At 63.0% G+C, this 26,814-nt stretch carries 26 protein-coding genes and 1 rRNA gene; 12 read left to right on the plus strand and 15 right to left on the minus strand.

Annotation, left to right across the window (positions count from 1 at the left end; genetic code table 11):
* Positions 1–215: 215 nt before the first annotated feature.
* The 4 genes from rrf (at position 216) to G533_RS0115505 (ending at position 3,634) form a co-directional block, all read left to right on the plus strand.
* A 5S ribosomal RNA gene (gene rrf, locus G533_RS0115490) occupies positions 216–331 on the plus strand.
* Between the two features lie 135 nt (positions 332–466).
* The gene (locus tag G533_RS0115495; protein ID WP_027950753.1) at positions 467–1,591 is read left to right on the plus strand and encodes a MipA/OmpV family protein; all 1,125 of its coding nucleotides are present in this window, start codon (positions 467–469) and stop codon (positions 1,589–1,591) included.
* Positions 1,592–1,865: 274 nt separating this feature from the next.
* Positions 1,866–2,576: a glucosaminidase domain-containing protein gene (locus tag G533_RS0115500; protein ID WP_051230458.1), complete on the plus strand. Its 711-nt coding sequence runs from the start codon at positions 1,866–1,868 to the stop codon at positions 2,574–2,576.
* Positions 2,573–3,634, plus strand: a complete 1,062-nt coding sequence (locus G533_RS0115505) for a polysaccharide deacetylase family protein (protein ID WP_027950755.1) — start codon at positions 2,573–2,575, stop codon at positions 3,632–3,634. Before G533_RS0115500 ends, G533_RS0115505 begins: the two co-directional genes overlap by 4 nt.
* A gap of 4 nt (positions 3,635–3,638) precedes the next feature.
* On the opposite strand, the gene feoB is transcribed toward G533_RS0115505, so the two are convergent.
* Complete coding sequence (feoB, locus tag G533_RS0115510) at positions 3,639–5,471, minus strand: ferrous iron transporter B (protein WP_027950756.1); 1,833 nt, start codon at positions 5,469–5,471, stop codon at positions 3,639–3,641.
* Positions 5,464–5,736, minus strand: coding sequence for a FeoA family protein (locus tag G533_RS22280; protein WP_035528492.1), 273 nt, complete (start codon positions 5,734–5,736; stop codon positions 5,464–5,466). The genes feoB and G533_RS22280 overlap by 8 nt, the downstream gene beginning before the upstream one ends.
* A 240-nt stretch (positions 5,737–5,976) precedes the next feature.
* Here G533_RS22280 and G533_RS0115520 point away from each other — a divergent pair, with 240 nt between their 5' ends.
* The 3 genes from G533_RS0115520 (at position 5,977) to G533_RS0115530 (ending at position 7,722) form a co-directional block, all read left to right on the plus strand.
* The gene (locus tag G533_RS0115520) at positions 5,977–6,195 is read left to right on the plus strand and encodes an EF-hand domain-containing protein (RefSeq protein WP_027950757.1); all 219 of its coding nucleotides are present in this window, start codon (positions 5,977–5,979) and stop codon (positions 6,193–6,195) included.
* A gap of 65 nt (positions 6,196–6,260) precedes the next feature.
* Positions 6,261–6,704: an alternative ribosome rescue aminoacyl-tRNA hydrolase ArfB gene (arfB, locus tag G533_RS0115525; protein WP_476729712.1), complete on the plus strand. Its 444-nt coding sequence runs from the start codon at positions 6,261–6,263 to the stop codon at positions 6,702–6,704.
* Between the two features lie 100 nt (positions 6,705–6,804).
* Entirely contained in the window at positions 6,805–7,722 is a 918-nt protein-coding gene (locus G533_RS0115530; RefSeq protein WP_158413427.1) for a hypothetical protein, read from the plus strand.
* Between the two features lie 26 nt (positions 7,723–7,748).
* Here G533_RS0115530 and G533_RS0115535 read toward each other — a convergent pair whose 3' ends face one another.
* Complete coding sequence (locus tag G533_RS0115535) at positions 7,749–10,085, minus strand: Tex family protein (protein WP_027950760.1); 2,337 nt, start codon at positions 10,083–10,085, stop codon at positions 7,749–7,751.
* A 160-nt stretch (positions 10,086–10,245) separates the two neighbouring features.
* Here G533_RS0115535 and G533_RS0115540 point away from each other — a divergent pair, with 160 nt between their 5' ends.
* Positions 10,246–10,755 (plus strand): SixA phosphatase family protein, encoded by a 510-nt coding sequence (locus G533_RS0115540; RefSeq protein WP_027950761.1) that lies wholly within the window; start codon positions 10,246–10,248, stop codon positions 10,753–10,755.
* On the opposite strand, the gene G533_RS0115545 is transcribed toward G533_RS0115540, so the two are convergent.
* Together G533_RS0115545 and G533_RS22285 are read right to left on the minus strand one after the other, a co-directional pair.
* A complete protein-coding gene (locus G533_RS0115545; RefSeq protein ID WP_027950762.1) occupies positions 10,752–11,723 on the minus strand; it encodes a glutathione S-transferase family protein in 972 nt (323 codons plus the stop codon). The two genes, G533_RS0115540 and G533_RS0115545, sit on opposite strands and share 4 nt — an antisense overlap.
* A gap of 113 nt (positions 11,724–11,836) precedes the next feature.
* On the minus strand, positions 11,837–12,715 hold the full coding sequence (locus G533_RS22285; RefSeq protein ID WP_035528497.1) for a LysR family transcriptional regulator: 879 nt from the start codon (positions 12,713–12,715) through the stop codon (positions 11,837–11,839).
* A 103-nt stretch (positions 12,716–12,818) separates the two neighbouring features.
* Between G533_RS22285 and G533_RS0115555 the strand changes: the two genes are divergently transcribed.
* The 4 genes from G533_RS0115555 to G533_RS0115570 all read left to right on the plus strand — a co-directional run bounded on the left by G533_RS0115555 (position 12,819) and on the right by G533_RS0115570 (position 16,011).
* Entirely contained in the window at positions 12,819–13,658 is an 840-nt protein-coding gene (locus G533_RS0115555; RefSeq protein WP_027950763.1) for a pirin family protein, read from the plus strand.
* 76 nt (positions 13,659–13,734) lie between these two features.
* Positions 13,735–14,031, plus strand: coding sequence for a hypothetical protein (locus G533_RS22290; protein WP_051230460.1), 297 nt, complete (start codon positions 13,735–13,737; stop codon positions 14,029–14,031).
* A gap of 39 nt (positions 14,032–14,070) precedes the next feature.
* The gene (locus tag G533_RS0115565; protein ID WP_027950764.1) at positions 14,071–15,357 is read left to right on the plus strand and encodes a dicarboxylate/amino acid:cation symporter; all 1,287 of its coding nucleotides are present in this window, start codon (positions 14,071–14,073) and stop codon (positions 15,355–15,357) included.
* A gap of 3 nt (positions 15,358–15,360) precedes the next feature.
* The gene (locus G533_RS0115570) at positions 15,361–16,011 is read left to right on the plus strand and encodes an MBL fold metallo-hydrolase (RefSeq protein ID WP_027950765.1); all 651 of its coding nucleotides are present in this window, start codon (positions 15,361–15,363) and stop codon (positions 16,009–16,011) included.
* A 33-nt stretch (positions 16,012–16,044) separates the two neighbouring features.
* On the opposite strand, the gene G533_RS0115575 is transcribed toward G533_RS0115570, so the two are convergent.
* From G533_RS0115575 to G533_RS0115620, 10 genes are read right to left on the minus strand one after another with little or no spacing between them, the layout of a single operon-like run.
* Positions 16,045–17,475 carry a M48 family metalloprotease gene (locus G533_RS0115575; RefSeq protein ID WP_027950766.1) on the minus strand — a complete coding sequence of 477 codons (1,431 nt, stop codon included), beginning with the start codon at positions 17,473–17,475 and terminating at the stop codon, positions 16,045–16,047.
* Between the two features lie 9 nt (positions 17,476–17,484).
* Positions 17,485–18,147 (minus strand): hypothetical protein, encoded by a 663-nt coding sequence (locus G533_RS0115580; protein ID WP_051230462.1) that lies wholly within the window; start codon positions 18,145–18,147, stop codon positions 17,485–17,487.
* Entirely contained in the window at positions 18,144–18,791 is a 648-nt protein-coding gene (locus G533_RS0115585; RefSeq protein WP_027950768.1) for a hypothetical protein, read from the minus strand. The genes G533_RS0115580 and G533_RS0115585 overlap by 4 nt, the downstream gene beginning before the upstream one ends.
* A complete protein-coding gene (locus G533_RS0115590; protein WP_027950769.1) occupies positions 18,775–19,770 on the minus strand; it encodes a vWA domain-containing protein in 996 nt (331 codons plus the stop codon). Before G533_RS0115590 ends, G533_RS0115585 begins: the two co-directional genes overlap by 17 nt.
* An 8-nt stretch (positions 19,771–19,778) precedes the next feature.
* Positions 19,779–20,867 (minus strand): vWA domain-containing protein, encoded by a 1,089-nt coding sequence (locus G533_RS0115595; RefSeq protein ID WP_027950770.1) that lies wholly within the window; start codon positions 20,865–20,867, stop codon positions 19,779–19,781.
* 12 nt (positions 20,868–20,879) lie between these two features.
* Positions 20,880–22,136: a hypothetical protein gene (locus G533_RS22295; protein WP_051230465.1), complete on the minus strand. Its 1,257-nt coding sequence runs from the start codon at positions 22,134–22,136 to the stop codon at positions 20,880–20,882.
* Complete coding sequence (locus G533_RS0115605) at positions 22,136–22,933, minus strand: MotA/TolQ/ExbB proton channel family protein (RefSeq protein ID WP_027950771.1); 798 nt, start codon at positions 22,931–22,933, stop codon at positions 22,136–22,138. Before G533_RS0115605 ends, G533_RS22295 begins: the two co-directional genes overlap by 1 nt.
* A gap of 9 nt (positions 22,934–22,942) precedes the next feature.
* On the minus strand, positions 22,943–23,197 hold the full coding sequence (locus G533_RS0115610) for a hypothetical protein (protein WP_027950772.1): 255 nt from the start codon (positions 23,195–23,197) through the stop codon (positions 22,943–22,945).
* 7 nt (positions 23,198–23,204) lie between these two features.
* Positions 23,205–25,274: a PEGA domain-containing protein gene (locus tag G533_RS0115615; protein WP_027950773.1), complete on the minus strand. Its 2,070-nt coding sequence runs from the start codon at positions 25,272–25,274 to the stop codon at positions 23,205–23,207.
* Positions 25,275–26,801: a coiled-coil domain-containing protein gene (locus tag G533_RS0115620; RefSeq protein WP_027950774.1), complete on the minus strand. Its 1,527-nt coding sequence runs from the start codon at positions 26,799–26,801 to the stop codon at positions 25,275–25,277.
* Between the last annotated feature and the right edge of the window lie 13 nt (positions 26,802–26,814).

The following is a 26,814-nucleotide window of genomic DNA, read 5'->3' on the forward strand; positions in this document are numbered from 1 at the left end:
ATATAATCCAAGTGATTTGCGTGGCGCATGAAAGGCCACGAGAGAGCTGGATGTTGTGACAAGTCGTAGTGAGATGGAAGTACGCGTCAGAAGTCATGACGAGATGAAGTCGGTACGACCCGTGAACAGCGGTATCAGCTTGATTTACCACCTTATTTGACAAGACGAGGGCAGCGCAAAGTGCGCGTAGGACCCGACTCGGTCAAGCCAGTTTGCCTGGCGACCATAGAGCATTGGAACCACCTGACCCCATCCCGAATTCAGTAGTGAAACGATGCATCGCCGATGGTAGTGTGGGGTCTCCCCATGTGAGAGTAGGTCATCGCCAGGCTTTAATACCAAAACCCCGAAGTGCTACGCGCTTCGGGGTTTTTTTATGCCCGCACCAGCTGCGTTACACTGGCAAACAAGTCGCCGAAAAGGCTGCTACCCTCCCTGCCCTCGCGGTGGTAATAAGTAGGTGTTGATGACAACTTTGATCTTTGGCGTGCGATCCCCAGGCGCCCTGCTCGCGCTGCCTTTCCTGTTGCCGAGCACAGCGTACGCAGCAGACATATCCCTCAGTCTGGCAAATCTGCCTGACGAAGGCACAGTCGTCCTTCAGGTGTATGACGACGCGAACGCGTTCGGTAATTTCCGCGGTCCCGCGAGGGAGGAGCGGTACGCGATCCGCCCCGGGCAAGCCTATACCATCTCCGATGCGCCAGAAGGTGAGATTGCGGTGCTGGTCTACCTGGATGAAAACGATAACCAGGCACTAGACCGCAACTTTATCGGTATTCCGCGCGAGCCCGTAGGTCTGTCCAACAACTATCAGCCCAAGGGCCCGCCAAGCTTCCAACGGGCGGCGTTCAACGCACAGCGAGGCAGCGCAATCCATCTGGATATCGAGCTCTTCAATGTCTTGGGCGAAACCGGCCAGTGGGGCGCGGGGTTGGGTTTTATCGGCCGCAGCAGCCCCTATGTCGGCTCCGACACCAACGTAATCCAGCCGATTCCAGCCATTACCTATTTTGGTGAACGGTTACAGTGGATTGGGCCTGACGTGCGCTATGGCGTATGGGGCAGTGATGACCTGCGATTGGCTCTGACGGCTTCCTACCGTGTCGGCGCCTATGAAGAGGGCGACAGCAGTGCCTTGCAGGGCCTGGGCGACCGGGACAGTACTCTCATGGGTGGCTTGGCACTGGTTTATGAGTGCGCCCACGGTTTTGAACTGGACCTGAGCTACGCGCATGACGTGCTTGACCGGGTTGGCGGCGGCGCTCTCGCGGCGCGTGTGTCTCGCAGTTTTCAATTTGGCAATCTGCGGCTGACACCGGAATTCGGTGCCAACTGGGTGAGCAGCGAGCTCGCAAATCACGATTTTGGCGTCCCCGCCGCCGCGGCCACGGCAAATCGACCGGGTTATGCCGTCGGAGACACGGCCACGCTGGAAGCGGGGCTCGCAGGGTTCTACGAGTTCACCGAAAACTGGCGTGCGGTCCTCAGTGTGGCCGTGGAGCGCCTGGGTAGCGACATCACCGCGAGCCCGATCGTCGAGGACGAGCATGTGATCAAAGGATTTGCAGCGCTCACGTACACCTTCTGAACGCCTGCGCCGAGCCTGAACGGTCGGAGCATCGTGATGCGGCTTTGGCCGCTCTTTTGCAGCGTGCGTGCCTGTTGTGAGAGTATTTCGGCCATGTACGGTAAGAAAGTCCCTTCAGGCGGCGGCGAACACACTCGGGGGTATTGCGGCATCACCCGCAGTGTAATTGAGGTGCGCTTTTCCCATGCGGAGGCCCGCTGAAGTGGGGTGGGCGCTGCCACCGCGATACTGTGTGTTGCTTCCGCTAGCGGTTGTTCTTGTAGGACTCTTGCTTGTGCTGCAGTGGCGCTCGCTCGAGCGGGATGAATTCGGGGAGCTGCCCGATTTTGCCGCGATCGACCACGTTCCCAGTATGAAGCGTGCGTTTTTCCGCTACATGACACCGATCATCGAGCACCACAACGATGTTATTCGCGCGCAGCGAGCACGCCTGAAAGCATTGCAGCAAGCCGGCCCTCCAGACGAACTGCCCGACGATGAAGCGCGGTGGCTGCGACAGCTTTCTGTTCGCTACGAGCTGCCTTGGCAGGCTGACACGCCGCCCGAAGGCCTGCTGGCGGCGCTTTTGTTGCGGGTCGATACGATACCACTGCCCCTGGCGCTGGCGCAGGCCGCCAAGGAGTCGGGCTGGGGACGGTCGCGTTTTGCCGTCGAGGGGAACAACCTGTTCGGCCAGTGGTGTTACACCGAGGGCTGTGGCATCGTCCCGGCAAACCGGTCCACCGGTGCCCGTCATGAACTTGAAGTGTTTCCCAGCGTCTCCGAGGCGATGCGCCGGTACATGAACAATCTGAATACGCATGAACGCTATCGCGAGTTCCGCGCGCTGCGTGCGCGCCTGCGCCGGGAGGACGAACCCATGGCCGGCCTGAAACTGGCCAGGGCATTGATCTATTACTCAGAGCGAAGAGAGGCTTATGTGAAAGAAATCCGTTCGATGATCAGGCAGTTTCGCCGGATGTTGGCGGAGTCGAGCGCACCATGAGGATTGGCTGGCTGGCGGTATTATGCGCATTCTTTCTTGCTTCGGCGGTCGCTGATCACGGCGTGATCCTCCTTTATCATCATGTGGATGAGGAAACACCGGCGAGTACCAGCGTCACACCGGCACAATTCAGCGCTCATCTCGACTATATCGAAAACAACGGGTTTGTGGTCGTGCCACTCGATGAGCTGCTCGACGGCGTCTTTGGTAGCGGCGATGTGCCGGATAACGCGGTGGCGATCACGTTTGATGATGCATACGAATCCGTCTATTCCACGGCCTTTCCTGAGCTGGCTGCACGAGGCATGCCGTTTGCCGTATTCGTCGCTACTGACGCTGTGGATCAGGGCTATGCCGCGACCCTGTCCCGGGCGCAGTTGCGCGAGTTACATGACTCCGGGCTGGCTTCTATTGGCGCTCATTCCCGTACCCATGAGCATCTGCTGCGCGGCAGTGAGCAGGGCAGCGACGAGGCCTGGAATGATCGTGTCTCCGCGGAGATTGACGACAGCGTTGCGTATCTGACACAGGCGTTGTCCACGGAAGTGCTGAGCGTATTCGCCTACCCTTATGGTGAGTATTCACCCGCGCTTGAGGCGTTGCTCGCGGCGCGTGAGCTGTTCGGTCTGGCGCAGTTTTCGGGTGCGGTGGGGGCGGAAACACCGCGCACCGCAATTCCCCGTTTCTCTCTGTCGCGCAGTCAGGGCAGCCTGGAGCGGCTGGCGCTGGCGCTCGACGCCCGGCCGCTGCCCGTCACGGAGATTGATCCCGGTGACACGCTGATCAGGGGCAGCGAGCAGGCGCCCGGGGTGTTGGGTTTCAGTTTGCCGGCCGATGAACGCTACCAGCGGGAACGGCTGGCGTGCTTCAGTGCATCCGGTGGGGCGCTGGCGCTTGTGCGCGAAGCTGATCGTGTCACGGTAAGCCTGCCGCCGTTGCAGGCGGGCCGCAACAAGGTGAATTGCACAGTGCCATCGACAGAGCGCCGCGGCGAGTTTTTCTGGTTTGCGCAGCAGTGGGTGCTTGCCGACCCGCAGGGCCGTTGGCTCACACAGTGACCGCTTAAAACAAGGCAGCCAGGTGGTAAACCAGCAAGGCCATCGCGTAGGCGAGTACAAAATAGGCGCCGAACATCTTCAATGCCAGTGTACCAGAGCGACTTTCTTTCGCGAGAATCGCCATGGTGGATACGCACTGCAGGGCAATCGCGAAGAACACCAACAGCGCCAGACCGGAGGCAATGGTCAGATCGCTGCCCTGGATCTGCTGCACCAGTGGCACCATGTTTTCCTCTGCGCCCTCAATACCGAATATGGTGCCGAGGGTACCGACAAACACTTCGCGGGCGAGGAACGAGGTGAGAATGGCGACACCATAGCGCCAGTCCAGCCCTAACGGTGCAAACAGGGGTTCGATGATGCGCCCCATGTGGCCCAGCCACGACTGGCCGAGATCCGCGCCGTAGTTGGGGAAGTAGCCCAGCACCCACACCACCAGTGTCACCGCGAAGATGATTTTGCCCGCCTTTACCACGAAGTGTTTGGCGCGGTTGAAGGCGTTGCGCAGCAGCGGTTTTATGCCCGGCAGGCGGTAGGGCGGTAGCTCAAGCACGAAGGGCAGATCGTCGAACTTATCCTTTCTGGCCCGTGACACGAAGCCGGTGATCACCAGTGCCATGAACATGCCGAAGAAATAGATGCCGAACATGGCCAGACCCTGCCAGCCCACCAGGCCCCCCAGGAATGTCTCCGCAGGGATGAACGCGGCGATCAGCAAAGCGTACACAGGCAGCCGCGCCGAGCAGGGCATCAGGGGAATTGCCATGTAGGTCAGCAGGCGCTTGCGGGGTGAGTCCACGGCGCGCGCGGCGTATATTCCCGGAATGGCGCAGGCCACGCCGGACAGCATGGGCACAAAGCTCTTGCCGGTGAGGCCGAAGTAGCGCAGCGGCTTGTGGCAGATCAGGGTGGCCCGCGCCATGTAGCCTGAATCCTCCAGTAAGCCAATAACAAAGGTCAGCACGAAAATCTGCGGCACGAAAACGAGGAAGGCGCCGATGCCACTGAACAGGGCATCGGCGGTAAAGTCCTGCAGTATCGAGTTCCCGATCAGCGGCACAATGCCGTCGGCCATCCATGCCAGTGAGCTTTCGATGGCGTCCATGGCCGGCGTCGACCAGGTGAAAATCGACTGGAACAGCAGATACATGATGCCGAAGAACGCGAAGCCTCCGGTAAACGAGTGCAAAAAGAACGCGTCCAGCCGATTCTGGGTACGTACCAGTACATCACCGCGTGGCCCAAGCCTCTGGGCAAGCTGATGCGCGGTGCCTCGCAGGAGTTCGTCGGGTGTATCCGTCAGGTGCGGCCGCTGCACTTGCGCGCCGGCCGAGCGCGCCGCACGAATCTGTTCTGCTATGTCAGCAAGGCCCTTGCCGGAGCGAGCGGAGATGGGGATGACCCGTGTGTGAATGGCCGTCTCAAGTGCGGCCAGGTCGATGCTCAGGTTGTTGGCTTCCAGCACGTCTATCATATTTGCGAGCACGGTAACGGCTTTGCCGTGCTGTTCGCATTCGCGAATCACCTGCAGCGTGAAAAACAGGCTCTTCTCCAGCCGTGTGGCATCAATAAGGCACAACACGTGCTCGACTTCGGTGTCTTCGAGGGCTTTCTCGAACTGTGCGACTGCGACCTTTTCTTCGGCCGAAATGGCTTTCAGGGAGTAGGTTCCGGGAAAGTCGACCAGGTCGACATCATCCATGCCCTGCAACTTGCCGGTTGCTACATCCACGGTGATGCCCGGGAAATTCGCCACTTTCTGCGAAAGGCCCGTGAGGCGGTTGAACAGCAGGCTTTTGCCCGAGTTCGGGCTGCCGATCAGCAGTACTCTAGTCACGCGACGGAGTGCTCTCTACAAGGATATGATCTGCGATTTCATCGTCCAGCGAATAAATGGTGTTGTTGACGCGATAGACCTTGGGTGCACCGAAGGCGGGCGATTGCAGGCAGGATACGGTTTCGCCCGGGTAAAAACCGAACTCCATCAACCTCACCTTGTAGGCTTCCGCCAGCAAGTCGTCGTAGCCGGCGATCGCACAATGCTCTCCCCGGCGCAACGACCATAAGGTTTTCGGGGCTCCAGGGGGCGATTTCATTTCCATCGGCGGGGTCACCAGCGTTCTAGAGGGGGCTGAGGCTTTGTCAGACTGCGCACCATAACGCGAACGATTCCCATTTGGAAGTGTTTTCTTTTCAAGGCGACCACGTACAGTGGGCTGTACACTTCATTATACTCTGCGCACGTGCGAGCGGTGTTCGTTTCGCTGTGGCGAGGTGCGAGCGCGTCGCCTGGGCGGGAATTTGATGTCACTATAGTGCGCCATTGAATGAGGATTTAGATGATGTCCGATGTGTCTGCGCAGGAATTGCGTGAAAACTTTGACCATTTCGACAGTAACGGCGATGGCAGGATTGAGCTGACGGAGTTCATTGCATTGCTTGAAGGTCTGGATGCCCTGGAAGCCGGTGAGGACCCAAAGGTGGGCTTTCACGCGATTGACAGCGATGGTAGCGGTGTTGTCGAGTTCGATGAATTTGTAGCCTGGTTTCAGGATCGCTAGCGACATCACAGGGAAAGCCTGCGCCCAGGTCGTTGGCAGCCAGCGCCACCCATGCGGAGACGGAGGTGAGTATAACAGCACAGGACATGTTGCAGATTAACCCAACCCTGGCGATCCCGCTGGATGAGGTTGAACTGAGTGCGATTCGAGCCCAGGGCGCCGGTGGTCAGAACGTGAACAAGGTATCCACGGCCATACACCTGCGTTTTGACGCGGCTGCCTCCTCCTTGCCGGAAAGTTGTGTAGCCGCAGTGCTCGCCCGTCGCGATAGCCGCATTTCCGCGGAAGGTGTTGTGACCATCAAGGCCCAGCGCTTCCGTAGCCAGGCGAAAAATCGTGAAGACGCCTTGGCGCGCTTGGCGGAACTGATTGCCGAATCCTGTCGCCCGCGCAAGGCGCGTAGACCGACGCGGCCTACACTCTCGTCAAAGCGCAAGCGGCTGGACAAGAAGCAGCAGCGCGGCACCCTGAAGGCCCAGCGCCGCCCCGTCAGACGTGGAGACGAATAAAGGCTGCCTCGTGTTGGTTGGGCGGTTGCGCGTTGTGTGCGCACGTTTCTGCCGACAGACGGCCATGCCGGTGTATCTGCTGCTCGTTTTGCTGTCGTGCATGCTGTCAGTTCACGCCAGCGACGCCCCAGCCCCTGAAAGTTCCCGGTTCTATCGCCTGGCAGAACGCCTGGATAGCAGTGACAACGTCGCCAGGCAACAGTTTGCGGATATCGCACTGCTGGAGCTGGCCGAGGTGCTGCTTGCCGAAGCTGCGCTGGCGCGCCGCCAGGCGACTGCGGAGGGCGCTGCTGTACCCCGTCTGCTCGGTTGGGCCGTAGCAGTGGAACAATACGCCGATGATGTTCTGCGCCTGCAGCGCGCCGTGCAGGCCAGTGAAACGGTGCAATTGCTGTCGTCACCACTGGCTGACCTCGGCATCACGGCGGGTTCTCTGAGCGTCATGCTCAGCCACCCCCGGCGTGAGCAGCAAGATGTCCTGGAGGCCCGCATCGCCAGCGCGTTCTGCGCTCGCAATGATTGCGCCGGGCTGCTTTCTGTCGGCCCCGCACAGCTCGCCGCGGCGCCGGAGCCGATACCGGTTATCCCGCAGGTGGCACAGCCCGCCTGGAGCTTCACCCGTGACGGCAACGTCTGTGAGCAGCGCGGCCTGCGGGTGGAGTTTCCCGCACCTACCGGCCGCGCCGGCGGGCGCCTCATCGACGAACGTACGCTGTGCCAACAGTTGTTTACCGAATTGGACAGCCTGGCACTGGAACTGCGTTGGCAGTTACGCCAGGGCGTGGCGCTGGAGTGGTCCGCCATGGTGAGCACCTCGCTACCGCAGCGCACCGACCACGCCGTGTTGCTGAACAGTGCGGGCGACACCCTGCTGATTGCGCTGCCGCTGCTGCACGGCACGCCGGGGCTGCTCTATGTATTGCTGCCCTGGCTTGCCGGTGAGGTGGGCAGTGCGGAGCCCGTGACGATTACGCTGGACGCTGCCAAGCTGGGCTGGACGGGCGCCGCGGAGCGTTAGCGGGTTCTGCCGTTGGCTGCCATGGCTCAGCTGTCGCTACGCGCCTTGGCAAACGCCGCCGCCAGAGCCGTGGAAGGCGCCGCCTGCGCGCCGTTTCCGGCCCCGCGACCACGTGCCGACGGTTTGCCCTCATTGCGCCTGCTCCGCGGCTGCTGCGTCCGCCCGCCCGGCTGACGCGCCGCATCTTCGGCCTTGTCATTGAGGCGCATGCTCAGTGCAATGCGCTTGCGCTCCAGATCCACCTCCATAACCTTGACTTTCACCACGTCGCCCGCCTTGACCACGTCGTGGGGGTCTTTGACGAAGCGGTCAGCGAGCACTGAAATGTGCACCAGCCCGTCCTGGTGCACACCGATGTCCACGAAGGCACCAAAGTTGGTGACGTTGGTGACGGTGCCTTCCAGAACCATATCCGGCCTGAGGTCGGAGATTTTCTCCACGCCGTCCTGAAAGCTGGCCATGCGGAACTCGGGCCGCGGGTCGCGCCCGGGCTTGTCCAGTTCCCGCAGAATATCGATGACCGTGGGCAGGCCGACCTGCTCGGTGACGTAGTCATTGGGGCGCAAACTGCGCAGGAATGCCGAGTCACCAATGAGGCTGGCCAGAGGCCGCTGCTGGCGTTTGGCGATATCCTCCACCAGTGCGTAGGACTCGGGGTGGACTGCAGAGGCGTCCAGCGGGTTACTGCCGTTGCTGATACGCAGGAAGCCCGCAGCCTGCTCAAAGGTCTTCTCGCCGAAGCGCGATACCTGCAGAAGGTCCCGGCGGCTGACAAAGCTTCCCGCCTGGTCGCGTTGGGCGACGATGTTACTGGCCAGGTTCTGGTTCAATCCCGATACTCGCGCCAGCAGCGGTACCGAGGCCGTATTCACATCAACCCCCACGGCGTTCACGCAATCCTCGACCACCGCGTCCAGTTGGCGTGCCAGCTGCACCTGGCTCACATCGTGTTGGTACTGGCCCACGCCGATGGATTTCGGGTCGATTTTCACCAGCTCAGCCAGTGGGTCCTGCAGCCGGCGGGCGATGGATACCGCGCCGCGAATGGTCACATCGAGGTCGGGAAACTCCCGTGCGGCAAACTCGGATGCCGAATAGATGGAGGCCCCGGACTCGTTCACCATGACTTTGCGGCAGTTGAGATCGGGGTGTGCCTGCAGCAGTTCGCCGACGAACTTGTCGGTCTCCCGGCTGGCAGTGCCATTGCCAATGGCGATGAGCTCAACGTTATGTTGCTGGATCAGGCGCAGAAGCTCGGCGCTCGCATCCCGCGCGCGCTTCTGGGGTGGATGTGGAAACAGGGCGCCGTGGTCCAGCACCTTGCCGGTGGCATCGACAACAGCGAGCTTCACGCCTGTGCGCAGCCCCGGGTCGAGGCCGATGGTGGCGTGGGCCCCGGCGGGTGCCGCCAGCAGGAGATCCTTCAGGTTGCGCGCAAACACGCCGATAGCCTCCTGCTCGGCACGTTCGCGCAGCTGTGTTAACAGGTCGGTTTGCAGGTGGGTCAGCAGTTTTACCCGCCAGGTCCAGCGCACCGTATCCGCCAGCCAGCGATCGGCTGCCCGCCCGGCATCGCGGATCGACCAGTAGTCTGCAATCATCGCCTCGCAGGGATGGGCATCACCGGGCTTTTCATCCGGGTCTAGCAACAGGTTGAGCTGCAGGAAACCCTCGTTGCGGCCACGGAACATGGCCAGTGCGCGGTGGGAGGGCGTGGTCGCCAGCGCCTCGGTGTGCTCGAAGTAATCGCGAAACTTTGCCCCCTCGCTCTCCTTGCCGGGCACCAGGCGTGCGGCGAGCTGGGCGTTTTCCTGCAGGAAAGTGCGTAGCCGTGCCAGCAGGTCCGCGTCTTCCGCGAAGCGTTCCATGAGTATCTGACGTGCCCCGTCCAAAGCCGCCTTGGTGTCCTCAATACCGTTGTCTGGGTTGAGGTAGGCGCCTGCCAGCTGCTCCGGGTCTTGCTGCGGGTCTGTCACCAGCGCGTCCGCCAGTGGCTCCAGCCCCGCTTCACGGGCGATCTGCGCCTTGGTCCGCCGCTTGGGCTTGTAGGGCAGGTAGAGATCCTCCAGCCGGTTCTTGGTGTCGGCTTCCCGCAGTGCCTGCTCCAGTGCCGGCGTCAGTTTTTCCTGCTCGGCAATCGACTTCAGGATGGCAAGCCGGCGTTCGTCCAGCTCTCGCAGGTAGCGCAGGCGCTCATCGAGGTGACGCATCTGCGTGTCGTCCAGTCCGCCGGTGACTTCCTTCCGGTAGCGAGAGATGAAGGGCACCGTGGCGCCTTCATCCAGCAGTCCGATGGCGGCACTGATCTGGCTTTCTTTGACGGCGAGTTCTTCGGCGATGCGCTGGGAAATGCTCTTGCTCATGGTGTCCGTTGCGGTCCTGTAATGTCGCGGCGCGCCATTATGCGTGACCCGGAGAGTGAAAACGATCTGGTTTTTTCTCCCGAATTGTGCCTGACTTGGGCCCGGACCAACGCGCGGAGGAGAGGTCTTTCGCCGTAGATGGGTTGAGGAGAAATTCAGGATGAAAACCCTGCACTTGCTGCGCCACGCGAAGTCGGATTGGGCCGAGCCGGGGCTTGCAGACCACGATCGCCCACTCAATGCCCGCGGCCTGCGGGATGCACCGCGTATGGGCGCCGCCCTGCAGCGTTGGCTGCAACCCCTGCCGATTCACGCCAGCAGCGCAAAGCGTGCGCAAATGACCCTGGCGGGACTGTGTTCCGGCTGGTCCGGCCTTGCTGCCCTCTCGCATTGGACTGAAACGGCCCTGTATACCTTCAGCGCAGAGCAGCTGCTGGTCTGGCTGCGCGCGCGCCCCGATACCGATGAGGCAGTGTTTCTTATTGCCCACAACCCCGGCCTGACGGATCTGGCCAATTACCTGGTACCCGGTCTGCACCTGACCAACCTGCCCACGGCGGGCTACCTCCAGCTGCAGTTGCCGCTGCAGCACTGGGCGGCGTTGGGCGACGGCGGGGCGGGTCAGCTAGTGCATCAGTTGTTCCCGCGGGACCTGCCGTCGCCGGCTTAACCGCGCCCGTGTGCGGCGCGGTAGTCGATCTCCGGCCCGGCCGGCACGATACCGGTCGGGTTGATGTTGCGGTGGGACGCATAGTAATGCGTCTTGATATGGTGAAAGTCCACGGTCTCTGCCACGCCGGGTTGCTGGTAGATGTCACGGATGTAGCCGGGTAGATGGCGGTAGTCTTCCAGCCGCTGCCGGTTGCACTTGAAGTGTCCGTGGTAGACGGCATCAAAGCGGATGAGGGTTGTGAACAGGCGGATGTCCGCTTCGGTCAGGCGCTCTCCCGTCAGGAAGCGCTGGTCGGCAAGCTGCGCGTCGAGGTGATCGAGCTCGTTGAACAGCGCCCTGTAGGCTTCCTCGTAGGCGTCCTGTGTGGTCGCGAAGCCCGCGCGGTACACACCGTTGTTCACAGCGGGATAAATGCGTTTGTTCCAGGCGTTGATGGCACTGTGCAGCGCGGTTGGGTATAGATCCACGGTATTGCCGGTAAGGGCGTCAAAACCGCTGTTCAACATGCGAATGATGTCGGCGGACTCGTTGCTGACGATGGTGTTCCGTTCCCGGTCCCAGAGTACCGGCACCGTGACGCGGCCGGTGTAGTTGGGTGCGGCACGGGTGTAGATCTGGTGGTGAAAATCGGCGTTGCCGACGAGGTCACCACTGCTGCCCTCGTCGCGGTTGAAGGTCCAGCCGTTCTCCAGCATCAGCGGGCTCACCACGGAGACATCAATCAGCGGTTCCAGGCCTTTGAGCGCACGCACGATCAGCGTGCGGTGTGCCCAGGGGCAGGCGAGCGACACATACAGGTGGTAGCGCCCGGCCGCGGCTGCGAACCCGTTGTCACCCGTGGGTCCTGCCGCGCCATCGGCGGTCACCCAATGGCGGAAACCGGCGCTTTCGCGCACGAAGCGCCCTTCATTGCTGTCGGTGTCGTACCACACGTCCTGCCACTGACCGTCAACCAGCTTACCCATGGTGCTACCTCTCTACTGTGAGTTCGCGTCCAGTGTGCATTCGATAAATGTCGATTAAAATCGCATAGATTTGGCAATAGCTTTCTAAAAAATAGAACAGATTGCCGTTGGTCCTACAGCGCTTGGCTGCGGAACAACCCCGCAAGGTCACGTGTGGCGGGCCCTGCGCAGTCCGGGTCGGCAAGGGTGAGGTACAGGGTGGCGTAGCGCCGCGCACCCCGCTCCAGTGGCAGTGCCTGTATATCCCCCGCGTCCAGAGCCGCCGCGACCCTGCTCACGGGTAGCCACGCGAAGCCGAGCCCGCGACCAACGAGTTCGATGGAGGTGGCCACGTGACTCACGGTCCAGCGTTGTTCCGCACCGAGCCAACCGGAGTCTGTGCGACGGTCCTGGGCGGAATCCCTGATCACGATCTGTCGCTCCCGCGCGAGGTCCTGCACCGTGAGAGGGCGCCCGTACTGATGCAGCGCATGACCGCGGGCAGCGACTGCAACAAACTCAGCCTGCCTGATGGGCTCCCCCAGGAACCCTCCGGGTACCGCGCTGGCAATCAGCATCCCGACCTCCCCGCGCAGCAGCCGTTCTGCGCCGCCTGAGAGAATGGTCTCGTAGAGCTCAATACGGGTATTGGGGTAGCGCGTGGAAAACAGGTCCATCACGCGGGCAAGATGCTCCGTGGGGTAGAGTTCATCAACGGCCAGGTGAATCTCCGCCTCGGTGCCCTGTGCCAGGCTGGTGGCGATATCCTCCAGCTGCGTGGCTTGCGCCAGTAGCTGGCCGGCGCGCCGCAGCAGCAGGGCGCCGGCCTCGGTGAGCTGCGCCTTGCGACCCACAACCTCCAGTACTGGCACACCCAGCTGGTCCTGCAGCTTGTGTACGGCATGGTTGATGGTTGACTGGCTCTTGTGAATGGCGGCCGCCGCCTGGGCGAAGCCTCCGTGGTCCACCACTGCCTGCAGCATGCGCCATTGTTCGAGCGTGGTTCGGTTCATGTCAGCACCTTTCCAAGTAATCGAAAGCAAGTGGCGAAATAATGCGATTTTATTTCGTAAATAACGAGCTTAATGTGTGGCCAAATCTTGAGGAGGTCACATCATGCAAGCGCGTTCAGTTCACGAAATTCGTTCTGCCAGGCCCAGCCAGGATGGGGACGGGGTGGCAATTCAGCGCATCACGGGTATGCAGCACGCCGCGATGGACCCGATACTCATGCTCGATGAGTTGCGTGCCGAGCGTCGCGAGGATCTGGGTGGGGGCTTCCCGCCACACCCGCACCGGGGTATGCAAACGCTCACCTACATGAAGCACGGGGGCATTATCCATGAGGACAGCCGCGGCAACCGCGGTGAGATCCGCAGTGGCGGTGTGCAATGGATGTCAGCCGGTCGCGGGATTATCCATTCCGAGATGCCCACTTCAGATACCCAGGGCTTGCATGGCTTTCAGCTGTGGATCAACCTGCCGGCGACGGAAAAAATGGATGAACCGCGCTATCGGGACATTCCCGCTGAGACGCTGACGCGGAGCGAGGGAGACGGCTTTACCGCGCTCACAATTGCCGGCGACTGGCAGTTGGGCGCCATCGCGTCTCGTGGCCCCTTGCAAGAGCTGGCGCCGCGCGCGGGACTTGTCGATGTCACCTTGCAGCCCGGCGCGACGCTTGAGCTGCCTGTGCCGGTCGGTGAGGCGCTGCTGGCCTACGTGTATGCCGGCGTCCTTGAACAGTCCGGGCGATCCGTGCTCGCCGGGCAGCTGGCCATTACCTCTCGCGGCGACCACTGGTCATTGCTCGCGGGCAGCGAGGGCGCCTCTGTATTGTTGCTGCGTGGGCAGCCCATCGGCGAGCCAGTGGCGCAGTATGGCCCGTTTGTCATGAACACCCCGGCGGAAATTGAGCAGGCGATTCGCGACTACCAGGCGGGAGACTTCGGCTGAAGACGCTGTGGCGGCAAAGCTGCGTTTAGCGGGTGGCAGTGATACCCTAGCGCTTTTTCATGGCGAAGGAATTCACATGCTGCGATACGGTGCGCTGTGCCTGATTGTGCTGCTTTCGGGATGCGGTGCGAACCAGCCGCCCGCGCCTGCGCCACCGCAGGACGCGCCGCGCGAAGCACCGCTGCAGGCGGAAAGCGCCAGTAGCGAGATCGTCTGCAGCAAACCACGGCCGCAGGTGTGCACCATGGAGTACAACCCCGTCTGTGCGCTGCGTGTTGGGGGGCAACGCGAAACCCTGTCCTCGCCCTGCAACGCCTGTGCTGACGCCGACGTTGTCAGCCACCTGCCGGGAGCGTGCGATAGTGATGCGTAAAACCATCTGCAGCGCGGCAACCCACTCGCAGGCTCGCCGATGAGCCTTACCAAGCGGATTCTTCTGGCGATGGTGGCCGGCATTGTGCTGGGTTCCCTGTGCAATCTGCTGCTGCAAAGTAGTGAGCTCGCCGATCCGTTGCGCCGGGCGGTCAATGACTGGCTGGTGCTTGGCGTGTTCGATGTGGTCGGGCGCATGTTTGTCGCCTCGCTGAAGCTGCTGGTCGTGCCCCTGGTACTGGTGTCGCTGATCTGCGGTTCCAGCTCCCTCGGTGACAGCGCGCGCATGGGGCCTATCGCCGTCAAGACCATTCTTTTCTATCTTGCTACGACCGCGATTGCCATCAGTATCGCCCTGCTCGCGGCCGTGGCCATTGGCCCCGGTGCCGGGGTGGAAATGGCGGGCGATGCACAGTTTGAAGTGGCCAAGCCGCCGCCGCTCACCGATGTGCTGGTGAATATTGTGCCTTCCAACCCGGTCGCCGCCATGGCGGAAGGCAATATGCTCCAGGTGATCGTGTTTGCGCTGCTTTTCGGCTACGCCATCTCCCACGCGGGGGAGCCGGGGCGACGGATCGCCAGCTTCTTCACCGATATGGAAGCTGTCATCATGAAGATGGTCGGCCTGCTTATGGAGCTGGCGCCCTGGGGTGTGTTTGCCCTGTTGGCGAAGCTGTTTGCCGAGATGGGCATCAGCGCCATCATGGATCTTGCGGCCTACTTCTTCACGGTGCTCGCGGTGCTCATTTTTCACGGCCTGGTTACCTACAACGCGCTGCTGGCGACCATTGCCCGGGTTTCCCCGCGCATGATGATGCAGAAAATGCGCTCGGTGTGGGCCTTTGCCTTCAGCACGGCGTCTTCCGGCGCCACCCTGCCGATAACCCTGCGCACCGTTGAGCGTCGTCTCGGTGTGCACAGTTCGGTGGCGGGTTTCACCGTGCCGCTGGGCGCCACCATCAACATGGATGGCACGGCGATCATGCAGGGCGTGGCGACGGTGTTTATTGCCCAGGTGTACGGCGTGGAGCTGAGCATGGTCGCGTACCTCACAGTGATCCTCACCGCCACTCTCGCCTCCATCGGCACCGCGGCGGTGCCGGGCGTGGGCCTGGTAACCCTGGCGCTGGTGCTGGAACAGGCCGGCCTGCCGGTGGAGGGTATCGCGCTTATTATCGGTGTGGACCGCCTGCTCGACATGGTGCGCACGGCGGTCAACGTCACCGGCGATGCCACGGTGGCAGTGATTGTGGGCAAAAGTGAAAACCAGCTCGACATGGCGGTCTTCAACGATCCCCGGGCTGATCTCGAATCGAACCGGAAGTAACGCATGTCTATCCAGGTCACCATCGTGCCGGTTACGGCCTACCAGCAGAACTGCTCCATCATCAAGTGTGTCGACACCGGCAAGGGTGCGCTGGTGGATCCCGGCGGCGATGTTGAGCGGGTGCTGGAGGCGGCCGAAAAAATGGGTGCGGCGATAGAGAAGATCCTCCTGACCCACGGCCACATGGATCACTGCGCAGCCGCAGACGTGTTGCGCCAGCGGCTTGCCGTGCCGATTGAAGGTCCGGAGAAAGAGGATGCCTTCTGGATCGACCGTTTGCCGGAATGGTGCCAGATGTCGGGCTTCCCCCACGCCGACGCGTTTGCGCCCGACCGCTGGCTGGAGCAGGGCGACACCGTCACAGTGGGCGCACAGACACTACAGGTCTTTCACTGCCCGGGGCATACACCGGGTCATGTCGTGTTTTTGCACTCGGGCGAGCGCGTGGCCTGGGTGGGAGACGTGCTGTTTCAGGGTTCCATCGGGCGCACCGATTTTCCGCGGGGTGACCATGACCAGTTGATCCACAGCATCCGCGATACCCTGTTCCCGCTGGGTGATGACATTACCTTTGTGCCCGGCCACGGGCCCACGTCCACCTTCGGCCAGGAGCGCCGCAGCAACCCGTTTGTCGCCGATACACGCTACGGTTGAATGCCGTCGCCGGCTTAGTGATGGCCTGCCCCGCTACTGGATGACCTTGATCCAGTCGCCGGTGCGCGGCTCGCCGTTGGGGTACAAGCCGTTCAGGAGCCGCAGCTGCGCCTCCGCGTCCGGCAGGCGAATACTGGCTGCCAGGCTGCTCATGGTGGCACCTCGTGGCACTTGAATGTAGCGTACATAGCGCTGCTCACCGGCATTGCGCTCCTGTGGGTGCAGCGGGCGAAAGCTTTCGATAATGGCCAGCAGGTCGGTATCGGCTGCCTTGAAATTATCTGCCTTGCCCTCGAACAGGAACTGCCAGTTGTGGTTGATGACTGCCAGGCGCCGTGCGCTGCCACTGCCGCTGGCCACGGCGCTGTAACCCTGCAGGCCCGCCTGTTCCAATGCCTGGCCCGCGCTGATGGTGCCTGTAGCGGATGCTTCCAGGGCCTGCTGCGGTGTCTGGTTTGGATTGGGCCTTTGCAGGGAGATGGTGAGGCTGGCGCTGCCATCTGCGGCGCTGGCGATGATTGCCTGGCTGCCACTGCTCACCTGCCACCCCGGTGGGTGGGCAAAACTGAAAGCGAGTTTGTTGTGGTAGTAGCGGTTGTCTTCGCGCTTGATTCGCGGGCCCCAGAGCAGGCCGTCCGTGCGCTGCTGAAATTCACCGGGTACGCTGGGGTCCTCCAGTACCTGGCCTGTGTCCAGTTCATTGGCGGCGCGGATGACCGTTTGCAGGCGCTGGTCGTTGCGCGGGTGCGTGGCGTAGAGACCATGGTAGGTGCCTGGCGGTTTGCCGCCGGCTTTGGCGCGTACGCGCTGGTATTGCTCCTGGTCCTTGAGTACGCCGATCACATTCAGCAAGGCGTCAGGCTCGTAGCCACTCAGGTGCATGTAACGCGCGCCCAGGCCGTCTGCCTCCAGTTCATGCTCACGCCCGTAACCGCGCACCAGCTCGGTGCCGTACATGCCGGCGGAGTCCATGATGTCCCGGCTACCGGTGAGAACGCCGGCGGTCACTGCCAGCACCTGGGTGGTAATGGAACCCGCACGCTGGCGTGCCGCATGCCGCGCTGTGACGTGCGCGATTTCGTGCCCGAGCACGCCGGCCAGCTCTGCTTCGGAATCCAGGTAGGCGAGCAGCCCGCGGTGAATATAGACATAGCCTCCCGGGGTGGCGAAGGCATTGAGATCCGGGCTGTCGATGACGGTGAAGGTGAAGGGCAGGTCGGGTCGTTCCGTGTTGGCCACCAGGCGCTGGCCAATCCGATTCACGTAGTCCTGCAGTTCCCGGTCATCGTAGATCGTGCCCTCCTTCTGGATTTCGGCGTACATCTCCTGGCCGATTTCCGCTTCCTTGCCCTCGCTCATCACCACCACGCTGGCGCCGCCGGTGGCCGGGTTGCCTGCACAGCCAGCGAGTGCGGCAAGCAGGGTGCAACCGAGCGCGGTGTTTCGAATGAGTGCGGTCATCATGGGCAGCTCCTAGTTCGCGGTGGAGAGGAAATCCAGCAACTGGTCGCCAACACTGTCACAGGCTGTGCCCTGCACGGGGGCGATAATCGGAATGGGCAGAACCACAGCAGGCATGTAGGACTGCCCGCTGGCGGTGGCACTGATCCGCCCAACCTCGGCGCGCTGGGTAAAATCCCAGATGGTGGCCTCATAGCTGGCATCGTCAGACCAGGTGCCAAAACCAAAACAGCCGGCACCGCCGGGGCCGATACCGCAGGTCATGGAGCCCGCTGAATCGCCGCGCACCGTGCTGCCGTCTATCCAGATCATGTAGCGTGTTTGCAGGGTGGCGAACTTCTCCGCCACATCGCGGTGTGCAAACAGCTTTTCGAGGTCTGCCGGGCGCAGCGGCGCCGTGCGGGGCTCAAACCAGGGGTAGAGCGCGTTGAGGAATTCGAGTTCATCAATGACGCGTATCGACGGGTCGCGGGCGCCGATGTGCTTGCCGACACAACTGATGAAGCCCGGCTCGGTTTCGTAGTCGCTGGCGTGTCGACGTCCGAGGATAACCACCGAGGCATCGCCCATTCCTTCCGTGGGGGAATTGAACACCATCTGGTCTACAGTGGCATTCACGCAGCCGGTGAGCCAGCTCAGCAGCAGGGCGCCAAGCAGCAGGCGGCGAGGCTTCACGGTTGCACCTGTGTTGCGCCAGCGCGCGGCAGGCTGTTTAGCCAGGCTTCAACCTGTGGCACCCGGGTGAAGGTGGTGGCGAAGTGTGCACCTGCATCGCGCAGGGCGACGATGGCGGCCAGGCGCACCGCGCCCTCATCGCTCTGCATGAAGGCGGTGGGTGTTTTGCCGTAGGCCGGCATGGTCCACTCCGCGATGGGTTCGCCACCGGTGGTAACCAACTGGAAACGATAGCGCATCCAGATCTCGTAGACCTTGACGTTGGTGTGTGACGGGATGGCGTATTGCAGTTCATCCACGGCGGGCAGCAATACGGCGTCCACCACCGGGTTCATCTGGCCCGGCCCGGGTTTACCGTTCATGAACACCACATCGCGAAACATGCCCGTGAGCAGGGTCTGCCACAGTTCTACCTGCGCCTGACCCGTGTTTACGAGCCAGCTGGACTCGCTGCGGCCACTGGCCTCATCGAAAAACTCATGGTTGGCAAAGTCGTCGTTGTACCAGATGCCCAGCGTCAGGGGCAGGGGGTTCATCACCGGGTCGGGGAATTCGCTCTGCACAACAACCTGCTTGGTGCCACAGCCTGCGAGCAGGCAGGTAAACACCAGAGCGGTGAGCCAGCGCTCAGGGGCGGTAGTCATTGAGCCCGACAAAGGTGCCTCCATTGCGATAGGTCATCTCTCTCATCAGTGCGGCAAAGCGGTGCGCTGTATTCTGCTGTGCTGGCGCCTGTGAGTAGAGTACGGGAAAACCGACGGCGTGGATGCGAATCAGGCGCTGGTCGCCGCTGTCACGGTTCAGCCGGTCGACGGTGTTGAGCACCTGGCTGATCGAATTGCCGGTGAAGTCGTCACCGAAGACGTAGATGCTAATGCGTTTCTTGCCGTCGTAAAAGCTGCGAATGGCCTGGGTGATACCCTCCACCGGGCTTGAGTTGCTGAACACGTTCCAGTTGCGCAGGTTCTGGATGATCGCCGTGCGCCGGGCCGCGGTATCCGGTATCCACTGGCCGCGGTAGCGGCTGAACATGTAGTCTCCCATGTCGTTCATGACCTGGATGCCCTTCACCTCGGGGTATATGCTCAACACTGACTCGATCTCCCGCAACACCCGCTCCCAGGCGTAGTAGAACATCGATCCGGACGTATCGATGACGAAAATGATGTACTCGCTGTCGACCGGTATACCCCCAATATAGTTGTTTTTGGCTTGCTGTTGCTGGCTCTGCAGGCGTTTCTGCTCCGCGGACAGTGACTGGCGGGCGATGGCGAGCTGCTCGGCAATGACATCACTCGTGCTGGCGTTGACCTGCAGGCTGTCGTGGCGGGAGCGGGTGCTCGCCAATTGTCCCTGCAGAATCGCGATGCGCTCGCGCAAGGCAGAGAGCTGCTCCTGGCGGGCATTCAGGTCGCGGTTGAGAATACGGGTTTCGCCACGGATCTCGAATACCTGCGTCTGCAAATCGGCCACCTTCCCCTGCAGGTTGACGGTGGACGCTTCTATGATCTGCGGTTGCACGGTCTTGGTGATCATCAGCAGCAGAATGACGGCGCCAAAGCCACAGCAGATCACGTCGAGAAACGAGAGTGAGAATTCTTCTGTTGGGCGTCGTTTGCGCATGCCGTTTCCTAGGGCCAGTCCCGCGAGGGGGTCATGAAGCTGCCCCGGGTGGCCTGGGCAAGCTGCCAGAAGGCCGAGGCCGCCATCGGGTCGCCTTCCATGGGCGCCAGAATCACATTCACCGGCACGTTGCGCGGTAGCCGCCGCAGCGCCTGCTGATACAGGTCGAGCCGCTGCTTGCCGCTGACCGTGCTGCCCCGTGGCGCTGCTGTGCCCTGCGTGGGCAGGCCGTCGGTGATCAGGAAAATATTATCCGCCGCCGGGCTTAGCCGTCCCAGGGCAAGAAATGCATTTTCCAGGCTGGTGCCGCCTTTGGGAAGTATGTCGCGCAGCGCCCGTGTGACGGATTCCAGCTGTGGCTGGTTGGCGACCTCCAGCCACTTGCCGGCAGTATCCGGTAGCGCAAACGTGGCTTCGGTGTTGAAGGTGATGACCTGGTAGCTGCTGCCGACAGGCAGTTGTGCGGTTAGCCAGTCGACGGTGTTCAGCGCACGGCTCCACTTTTCTGCGCTGCGCTGCATGGCCGGTGCCATGTTTCGCAGGCGGATAATGTTCACCAGGCGGTCAGCCAGCATGCTCGAAGAGACGTCGAGCAGGATGACAATATGCCGTCCGCCCAGGTTGAGCCCGGTCAGGTACTGGCGGTTGCCATCGCCGGTGAAACTGCGGGCACTGCTGCCACTGGTGTCTTCGGCGGACTCCCGTAAGCGTTTGACGTCGGCTTCCAGGGCCTGGATCTCGGCCTTCAGTCGATCGACGTCCGGGCTGCTGCTCACCGACTCCCGTAGCGCGGCGATCAGGGCCTCGTACTCATCGAGATCCTCCGTGACCCGGGTGGCCCTGCCCTGGGCCTCGACCATCTGCTGGTCGACCTCGCTGAGGGCATTGCGCAATCTCACCAGCCCCGCTTCGCCGGTGCTGATGTCTTCCTCCAGCAGGTTGACTTCCGACAGCAGGTCGCGGTTGAGGTCGCGCGATTGCACTTCGATAGAATGGTCGATAATCAGGAACACGAGCACAACGGCGCCGAAGCCGCAGGACATGATATCCAGAAAGCTCAGGTTGAAGGTGGTGAAGCCGCGCTTGCGCCTGGCCATGTTGCGCCTCGCCTAGTCGCTGACCCGGATGAGCTGGGCCTCGGTGCCGTCTGCCAGCTGCAGGCGGTCGCCATTGGCGACCGGCTCGCCATCGCGGCAGGGTGTTGTGTTGCGCGCCAGGGCCCCAGCACCCGCCCCGGCCCGCAGCCGCCAGCCGCCGTCCGCCGCGACGACCAGTGACCAGCCCGCCCCGAGAGGCGTGCCGTCTGGCGTCAGCGCGCGCGCTTCTGCGTTGCACAGCAGGTGTGTCGCAACCATCGGCTGTTCCTCGGCCACGTCCCGGGGCGGACTGTGATCTGCGTCTTGGGCCACTGCGGGCAGGCGCTCCACGAACACCAGTGCCTCGGCGCGTTGCAGCAACTGCGGCTCGTGCAGTGCCAGCGCGCGCTGCATGTCACCCGGCTGTAACACGCGGGCGCGCAGGCGCGTCGCAACATCCGGCAGCAGCGCGGCGACAGGGTCCAGGAGTACGCCGTGGGTGGATGCGTCGGGCAGGTTGCCGACAACAGAATCGAGCAGCATGTTGCCCGCGGCCTGCAGGTCACCGCGGGTCAGGCGCGCGTGATAGCCGTTCACGCTGAGGCTGGTCTCGCTGGTTTCATGCAGGGCGCGCAGCGTGCCGGGCAGAGCGTCATACAGCTGCTGCTCGGTCTCCGCGCGGCGGCGCGGGTCAAAGCGGGTCTGGCGAATGAATGCACCGGCGGCGGCCTCCACCACGCGCTCCTGCAGCGCAAGTAACCCGCTGCCCGGCAGTGCGGTGACCTTCTGCAGCGTCACCTCGGTGCCCTCGCGACGCACCTCGCTGAGCAGCGCCTGGTGCAATTGCACTTCCAGGTGAAACACGCGCTCCTGATCAGCATAAAGGCTGGCGAGGGCCACGCTGCGGTTTACCAGGCCGACCGCCGCAAACGGGCACTGCTGGATGATGCCCAGCAGCAGGGCCACCTGTTCCTTGCGCATGCTGCCCGGCGCTGCCAGCAGCAGTTCGTCGGGCGCGCCGGCGTCACGATGCAGGGCCTGCAGATGGGCGTGCACGAGGTCGGCGGTGTGGCGGGCCGGGCCCAGCGCCGGCTGCAGCGCAGCGGTATTCAGCTGCCACCAGTAGCGGGTGGAGATATCCCTGGGGCGCAAGCGCGCCGCGGCCCGTGCATTCTGGCCAAAACAGTATTGCCCCGCTTCCAGCAGGGCGTACCCGGGACTGCTCAGGTGCAGGTCACCGTGCCAGAGCTGCAGGTTACTGTCGTGCAGGTCAAGCCACGCGACGGCCATCAGTGTGCCACCAGATGGCGCAGCAGCCGCTTGTCGGCATACCGCTGACAGTCCAGTACGAGCTTCTCCTGCGATTGTTGCAACTGGTGTAGACAGAACATGATGATGATACTCAGCACCAACGCGACAAAGGTGCTGTTGAAGGCGACCCCGAGGCTGACGGTGACGCCGGAAATGTCGCCCTCGACGGCTTTGTAGGCCTGCCCCAGGGCATCACCGATTCCGCGCACAGTACCGATAAAACCGATGGAGGGGATGGCCCAGGCGATATAGCGCACCATCGACAACTCCGAATCCAGTCGATCGGATTCCACTTCGCACTCCTCCTTGATGGTGTTGGACACCGCAGGAATGCTGCCCGTGGTGGCAAAGCGCTGCAGTGCGCTCAGCAGGGTGCGTGGCAACAGGTAGTCCTGCTCTGCGGCGGGCAGGGCTTCCAGCGAGCGGCTGTATTCGCGCGCATCCTCTGGCAGCAGCGTGGTGCCGTCGGGAATATCCAGCAGGGCGCGCTCCAGCAGTGCTTGCTCGCGCAATGTGCTGCGCCCCTTGTAGGCCATGATGGCAAGGGCCCAGAGCAGCAGGATAAAGCAGGCTTCCTGCTCGAAATCGCGTATCACCACAGCGAGGCTGCGCTCGGGTACGAAGTCTTCACCGGCAGCCTGCATTGCCATTTGCTGCTGCAGCTGCACATCCGCGTTGGGCCTGATCACCCCCACGTACAGCGCGTGCACAACGATGATGGCGATCAGCAGTGCGAACAGCTGAAAGGTGAATTCCGGGGATAGCTTGATTTTCATTGTGGTGTCCTAGATATCCACGGGGAAAGAAACAGAGAGGTCCTCGGAGATCTGCTCCGAGGCTTCGTAATCGAGTGGCGAACCGGGCCCGGACGCTGAGCGTGTGGCAGCGGTGGCGGCGGGTTCTGCAGGCTCGGGCGCAGCGGCGGCACGCGCTGCGGGCTCTTCGGTGGCGGTTGCTTCCGGGGTCTCCTGTGCCGCTACCGGGCCGACAATGGCACTGGCTGCCAGCAGCAGGCAGGGCAGCAGGAAGGCACTTGGCATGGTGGGGTTACTCCGCATAGCGTGCGACCCGGAATCCTACGTCATCGCGCCCGGCTTGCCCATAATCGCGAAATGGCAGGCGCAGTTCGGACATGCGGCTCATGGCCCAGCTGGCGCCGCGAATCACATAGTTGTCTCCCGTTTGCGGGCCCAGCGGATCCGTCTCTGCCGGTGTGTTGGCGGCCGGGATTTGGTAGACATCGTGCACCCACTCCGCCACGTTGCCGCCGAGGTCGTGCAGGCCGTTATGGTTGGCGGCAAAGCTGGCGACGGTGGCGCTCACCACCTGGCCGTCGTTGTAGCCACTGATGGTGCGCCCGGTGACGTAGGCCGAACTGCTGTCTGCGTAATTCTCGACCACGGCGGTGGGCGGAAAGCCGTCACCCCAGGGGAAGGTGAGGCGTGTTTCTTCCTTGACCCGCGCCACCCAGGCCCATTCGGCCTCAGTGGGCAGGCGGTAGCCGGTCGCCGCGGGGTTGAAACCGGTCACGATGCCCTGGTTCTGGGTGTAGAAGGCGGGCAGACCCTCGCGCTGGCTGAGCCAGTTGCAGAACTGTGCGGCCTGTTGCCAGCTGACCTGTGCGACGGGCTGGTGCTCACGGTTCAGGCTATTGCCCTCGATCTGCCCGGAATTGTGGCTGGCAAGAAACTGGCGGAACTGGGCGTTGGTCACTTCTGTTGTCTGCAGGTAGAACATGCGTCGCAGGGTAACGGGGCGCAGCACTTCATTGGCGCGGCGGCCGGGCTCACGCCGCGAGGCACCCAGGGTGAAGCTGTCGGGCCCGTGTTCGCCGGGTATGAACAGGCGCAGTGTTTGCCCCAGCGCCGAGGTCACCTCAGGCTGCACCTGTGCCACCCTGGCTTCCTGTTCGGTTTGCAGGGCCACCTCGAAACGCTGCTCCAACCCCTGCCGCGGCGTGATGCGCTGCGACACACTGCGGTGACCGGCCAGGCTGACTTCCACCCGGTGCTCGACCGTGGGCAGTGACAGCGACTGGTTGCCGCGCCCGATCAGGCGCCCATTCACACGCACCTCCGCCTCGGGTGGGCTCACCCGCAAATCGATAGCGCCCAACTGCGCCTGCAGGGTGATGGCCTTGCGCCCGGTGGCGCCAGCGGCCAGCTGCACCGTCTCGCTGTGGCGCCGGTAGCCCGGGCGCGTCAACATGAGCCGCTGCGCTGTGTCGGGTAGCAGGTTGAGAGTCACGGGTGTCTGGCCCTGAAAGTCGCCATCCAGCGTGACGTTGGCACCGCTGGGTGTGCTGGTGACCTCAAGCACCCCGGCTGCCGGCTGCAGTTGCACGGTGTCCAGGGCGATATTTTCACCGGCTTTCGCCAGCAACGTTTGCTGCCAGGGTGCATAACCGGGCAGGCGCAACTGCAACTGGCGCTCGCCCTGCAGCAACTCCACCGCGGCGGGTGTCGTGGCGACTGGCTCGCCATCGACAAGAATATCTGCCCCCGCGGGCTCGCTGCTGACGGTGGCAACGCCCCAGGCGGGTGACAGGCTGAATGTGAAAGTCTCTTGCTGTGCGCGGCCGGCGACGTCCAGGGTGACATCCAGAGGCAGGTAGCGCGGGTGGCGCAGTGCCAGCGCGTGCACGCCTGCGGCAAGTGGCAGCGCGCTCAACGGGGCCTCGCCAGCATAGGCGTCATCAATGGTGACCGCTACGCCGGCAGGCTGTGTGAGGAGGGTCACGATGCCGGGTTCAGGCTGTAGCTCGAAGCTGAAACGCTGGCTGGCCTCGTCACTCACGGTCAGATCGGTTTTCAGGGTGACGTAGCCCGGCGCGGCGATCTGCAGGGAGTAGATCCCGGGCAGCAGCAGGAGACGACCTCCCAGCGGCAAGTGGAAGCCGCTCAGGTCGATGTCTGCGGGTGTTGTGGTGTCGGTGCTGATCTCCACCGAACGCGCCAGGAACAGAAATGCCATCACCAATGCAAACAGCAGGATGGCCAGTGGTAGAAGCCAGCGCCGCCAGCCGCGTCCATGGCCCGCTGCGGGTGGTTGCGCCCGATCGAGTGGCTCGAAACTGCTCGGGGCAATCGGTTGTGTGGGGTTGCGCTCAGTGCTCATTCAAACCGGGTCCGTGCAGGCGATGAAAATGGGGGCTGGTACCTGGTCGGCGGACACGGTGAAGGTTTCCCTGACATCGCGATACCCCTCCCGCGTGCCCACCGCGGTGTATTCGCCCGGGCGCAACGTCAGGCGCTGTTCAGAAAACTGGCCCAGTCTGGCGACCCGTTGAACCAGCACGGCGGTGAGCTGGTCCGAGCGCAGCGTGACCGTGACCGGTGTATTGGCCCGTTCCAGAAGCTGCGCCAGTTGCCCGATCTGCTGCGCGAGTGTGTCCCCTGCCGGAGTCACCCCGCGCGCTTCGCTCAGTAACTGCTCCAGACTTCTGGCAACGGCGGGGTCTGCCAGCCGCTCCGGTGCGGCCAGCGCCTCGCGCAGTTGACTGTCCAGGCGTGCCCGCGGTTGCGCCCGCGCCAGACCCTCCTGCGCAAACACCAGGGTCGCGTCTACCGCAAGCGCCTCTTCATAGCTGGCCACAGCATCGCCCCAGGCCTCTTTTGCCTCGTGGTTGCGCGCGGTGCGTTGCAGGGCGCTCAACCGGGCCGCACTTTGTGTGCTGCGCAATTCGGTCACCGCAGCATCAATCTCCGGATTGTCGGGCTGCAGTTTGCGTGCGCTGGCAAAGGCACTGGCGGCGGCGTCAAAGTGACCCTCGTCGAGGGCGCTATAGCCTTCGCTCATGGCGCGCTGGTAGCGTTGGGCCGCGTGGGCTGCCTGCACGCGCGTGAGGGCGCGTGCGGCTCGCTGACTGGCGGGGTCGAACTGGGTTGCCGTCCGCAGGGCCGCCTCGGCGCCGGCGAGGTCACCGGCGCTCTCCAGGGCCTGCGCCTGGTCCAGCGCGGCCTGTAGCGGGGCCATGGCCGCGGCACGGTCGCGCAGTTGCGCCAGGGTGGGGTCGCCGGGTGCGAGCAGCGTCGCCGTGGCCAGCGCCCGCTCCAGCCCCTGTGCATCGCCTTTTTCCAGTGCTGCGGTTGCAGAGTCCAGGGCGTTTTGCAGCACCGCGGGGATAGTTGCCTCGATGGCCTGCAGTTGTGTGAGGCTGTCGCGGTACGCCTCGGTGGCGGCAACAAACTCGCGCGCCTGATAGAGCGCATCGCCGCGGCCAGCCGCCGCTTTTGCATTCTCCAGCTCAGCACGCGCCCAGACGGCGGCACCACGCTCCTCCAGCGCAAACTGCAGCTCCACCAGCTGCGCCAGAACATCCTGCGCCGCCGTGCGCAGGCGCGCCTGTTGCGCGTCTGACCAGGGGCTGGCGGCAGGCTCTGCGGAATCTGCAGCGGGTATCGCAGGCGCCTGGTCGACCGTGTCGGGCGAACTCTCGGCAGGCGCAGCCGGAGCCCCCGGCTCGCTGCCAAGCTGGGAGGGCAGCCAGAACACCACGGCCAGGGCACAGGCCACCAGAAACAGCAGGGCCGGGATCAGCCAGCGCGACTCTCTGCTGGCCTGCACACTGTTTTTCACCTCGCTGGCGACCGGTTGGGCGACACTGAAGGGTATGGGTTGAACGGGCTCGTTGGGGCTGGTCATGCGGCTATGGGCC

It is taken from the genome of Haliea salexigens DSM 19537 (assembly GCF_000423125.1).
Taxonomy (GTDB): Bacteria; Pseudomonadota; Gammaproteobacteria; order Pseudomonadales; family Halieaceae; genus Haliea; species Haliea salexigens.

Bases quoted from the DNA above. Each gene is read 5' to 3' on its own strand.
- G533_RS0115495 (WP_027950753.1), top strand. From the start codon at position 467: ATGACAACTTTGATCTTTGGCGTGCGATCCCCAGGCGCCCTGCTCGCG.
- G533_RS0115505 (WP_027950755.1), top strand. From the start codon at position 2,573: ATGAGGATTGGCTGGCTGGCGGTATTATGCGCATTCTTTCTTGCTTCG.
- G533_RS22280 (WP_035528492.1), bottom strand. From the start codon at position 5,736: ATGGAAATGAAATCGCCCCCTGGAGCCCCGAAAACCTTATGGTCGTTG.
- G533_RS0115520 (WP_027950757.1), top strand. From the start codon at position 5,977: ATGTCCGATGTGTCTGCGCAGGAATTGCGTGAAAACTTTGACCATTTC.
- G533_RS0115530 (WP_158413427.1), top strand. From the start codon at position 6,805: ATGCTGTCAGTTCACGCCAGCGACGCCCCAGCCCCTGAAAGTTCCCGG.
- G533_RS0115535 (WP_027950760.1), bottom strand. From the start codon at position 10,085: ATGAGCAAGAGCATTTCCCAGCGCATCGCCGAAGAACTCGCCGTCAAA.
- G533_RS0115540 (WP_027950761.1), top strand. From the start codon at position 10,246: ATGAAAACCCTGCACTTGCTGCGCCACGCGAAGTCGGATTGGGCCGAG.
- G533_RS0115545 (WP_027950762.1), bottom strand. From the start codon at position 11,723: ATGGGTAAGCTGGTTGACGGTCAGTGGCAGGACGTGTGGTACGACACC.
- G533_RS22285 (WP_035528497.1), bottom strand. From the start codon at position 12,715: ATGAACCGAACCACGCTCGAACAATGGCGCATGCTGCAGGCAGTGGTG.
- G533_RS0115555 (WP_027950763.1), top strand. From the start codon at position 12,819: ATGCAAGCGCGTTCAGTTCACGAAATTCGTTCTGCCAGGCCCAGCCAG.
- G533_RS22290 (WP_051230460.1), top strand. From the start codon at position 13,735: ATGCTGCGATACGGTGCGCTGTGCCTGATTGTGCTGCTTTCGGGATGC.
- G533_RS0115565 (WP_027950764.1), top strand. From the start codon at position 14,071: ATGAGCCTTACCAAGCGGATTCTTCTGGCGATGGTGGCCGGCATTGTG.
- G533_RS0115570 (WP_027950765.1), top strand. From the start codon at position 15,361: ATGTCTATCCAGGTCACCATCGTGCCGGTTACGGCCTACCAGCAGAAC.
- G533_RS0115575 (WP_027950766.1), bottom strand. From the start codon at position 17,475: ATGATGACCGCACTCATTCGAAACACCGCGCTCGGTTGCACCCTGCTT.
- G533_RS0115585 (WP_027950768.1), bottom strand. From the start codon at position 18,791: ATGACTACCGCCCCTGAGCGCTGGCTCACCGCTCTGGTGTTTACCTGC.
- G533_RS0115590 (WP_027950769.1), bottom strand. From the start codon at position 19,770: ATGCGCAAACGACGCCCAACAGAAGAATTCTCACTCTCGTTTCTCGAC.
- G533_RS0115595 (WP_027950770.1), bottom strand. From the start codon at position 20,867: ATGGCCAGGCGCAAGCGCGGCTTCACCACCTTCAACCTGAGCTTTCTG.
- G533_RS22295 (WP_051230465.1), bottom strand. From the start codon at position 22,136: ATGGCCGTCGCGTGGCTTGACCTGCACGACAGTAACCTGCAGCTCTGG.
- G533_RS0115605 (WP_027950771.1), bottom strand. From the start codon at position 22,933: ATGAAAATCAAGCTATCCCCGGAATTCACCTTTCAGCTGTTCGCACTG.
- G533_RS0115610 (WP_027950772.1), bottom strand. From the start codon at position 23,197: ATGCCAAGTGCCTTCCTGCTGCCCTGCCTGCTGCTGGCAGCCAGTGCC.
- G533_RS0115615 (WP_027950773.1), bottom strand. From the start codon at position 25,274: ATGAGCACTGAGCGCAACCCCACACAACCGATTGCCCCGAGCAGTTTC.
- G533_RS0115620 (WP_027950774.1), bottom strand. From the start codon at position 26,801: ATGACCAGCCCCAACGAGCCCGTTCAACCCATACCCTTCAGTGTCGCC.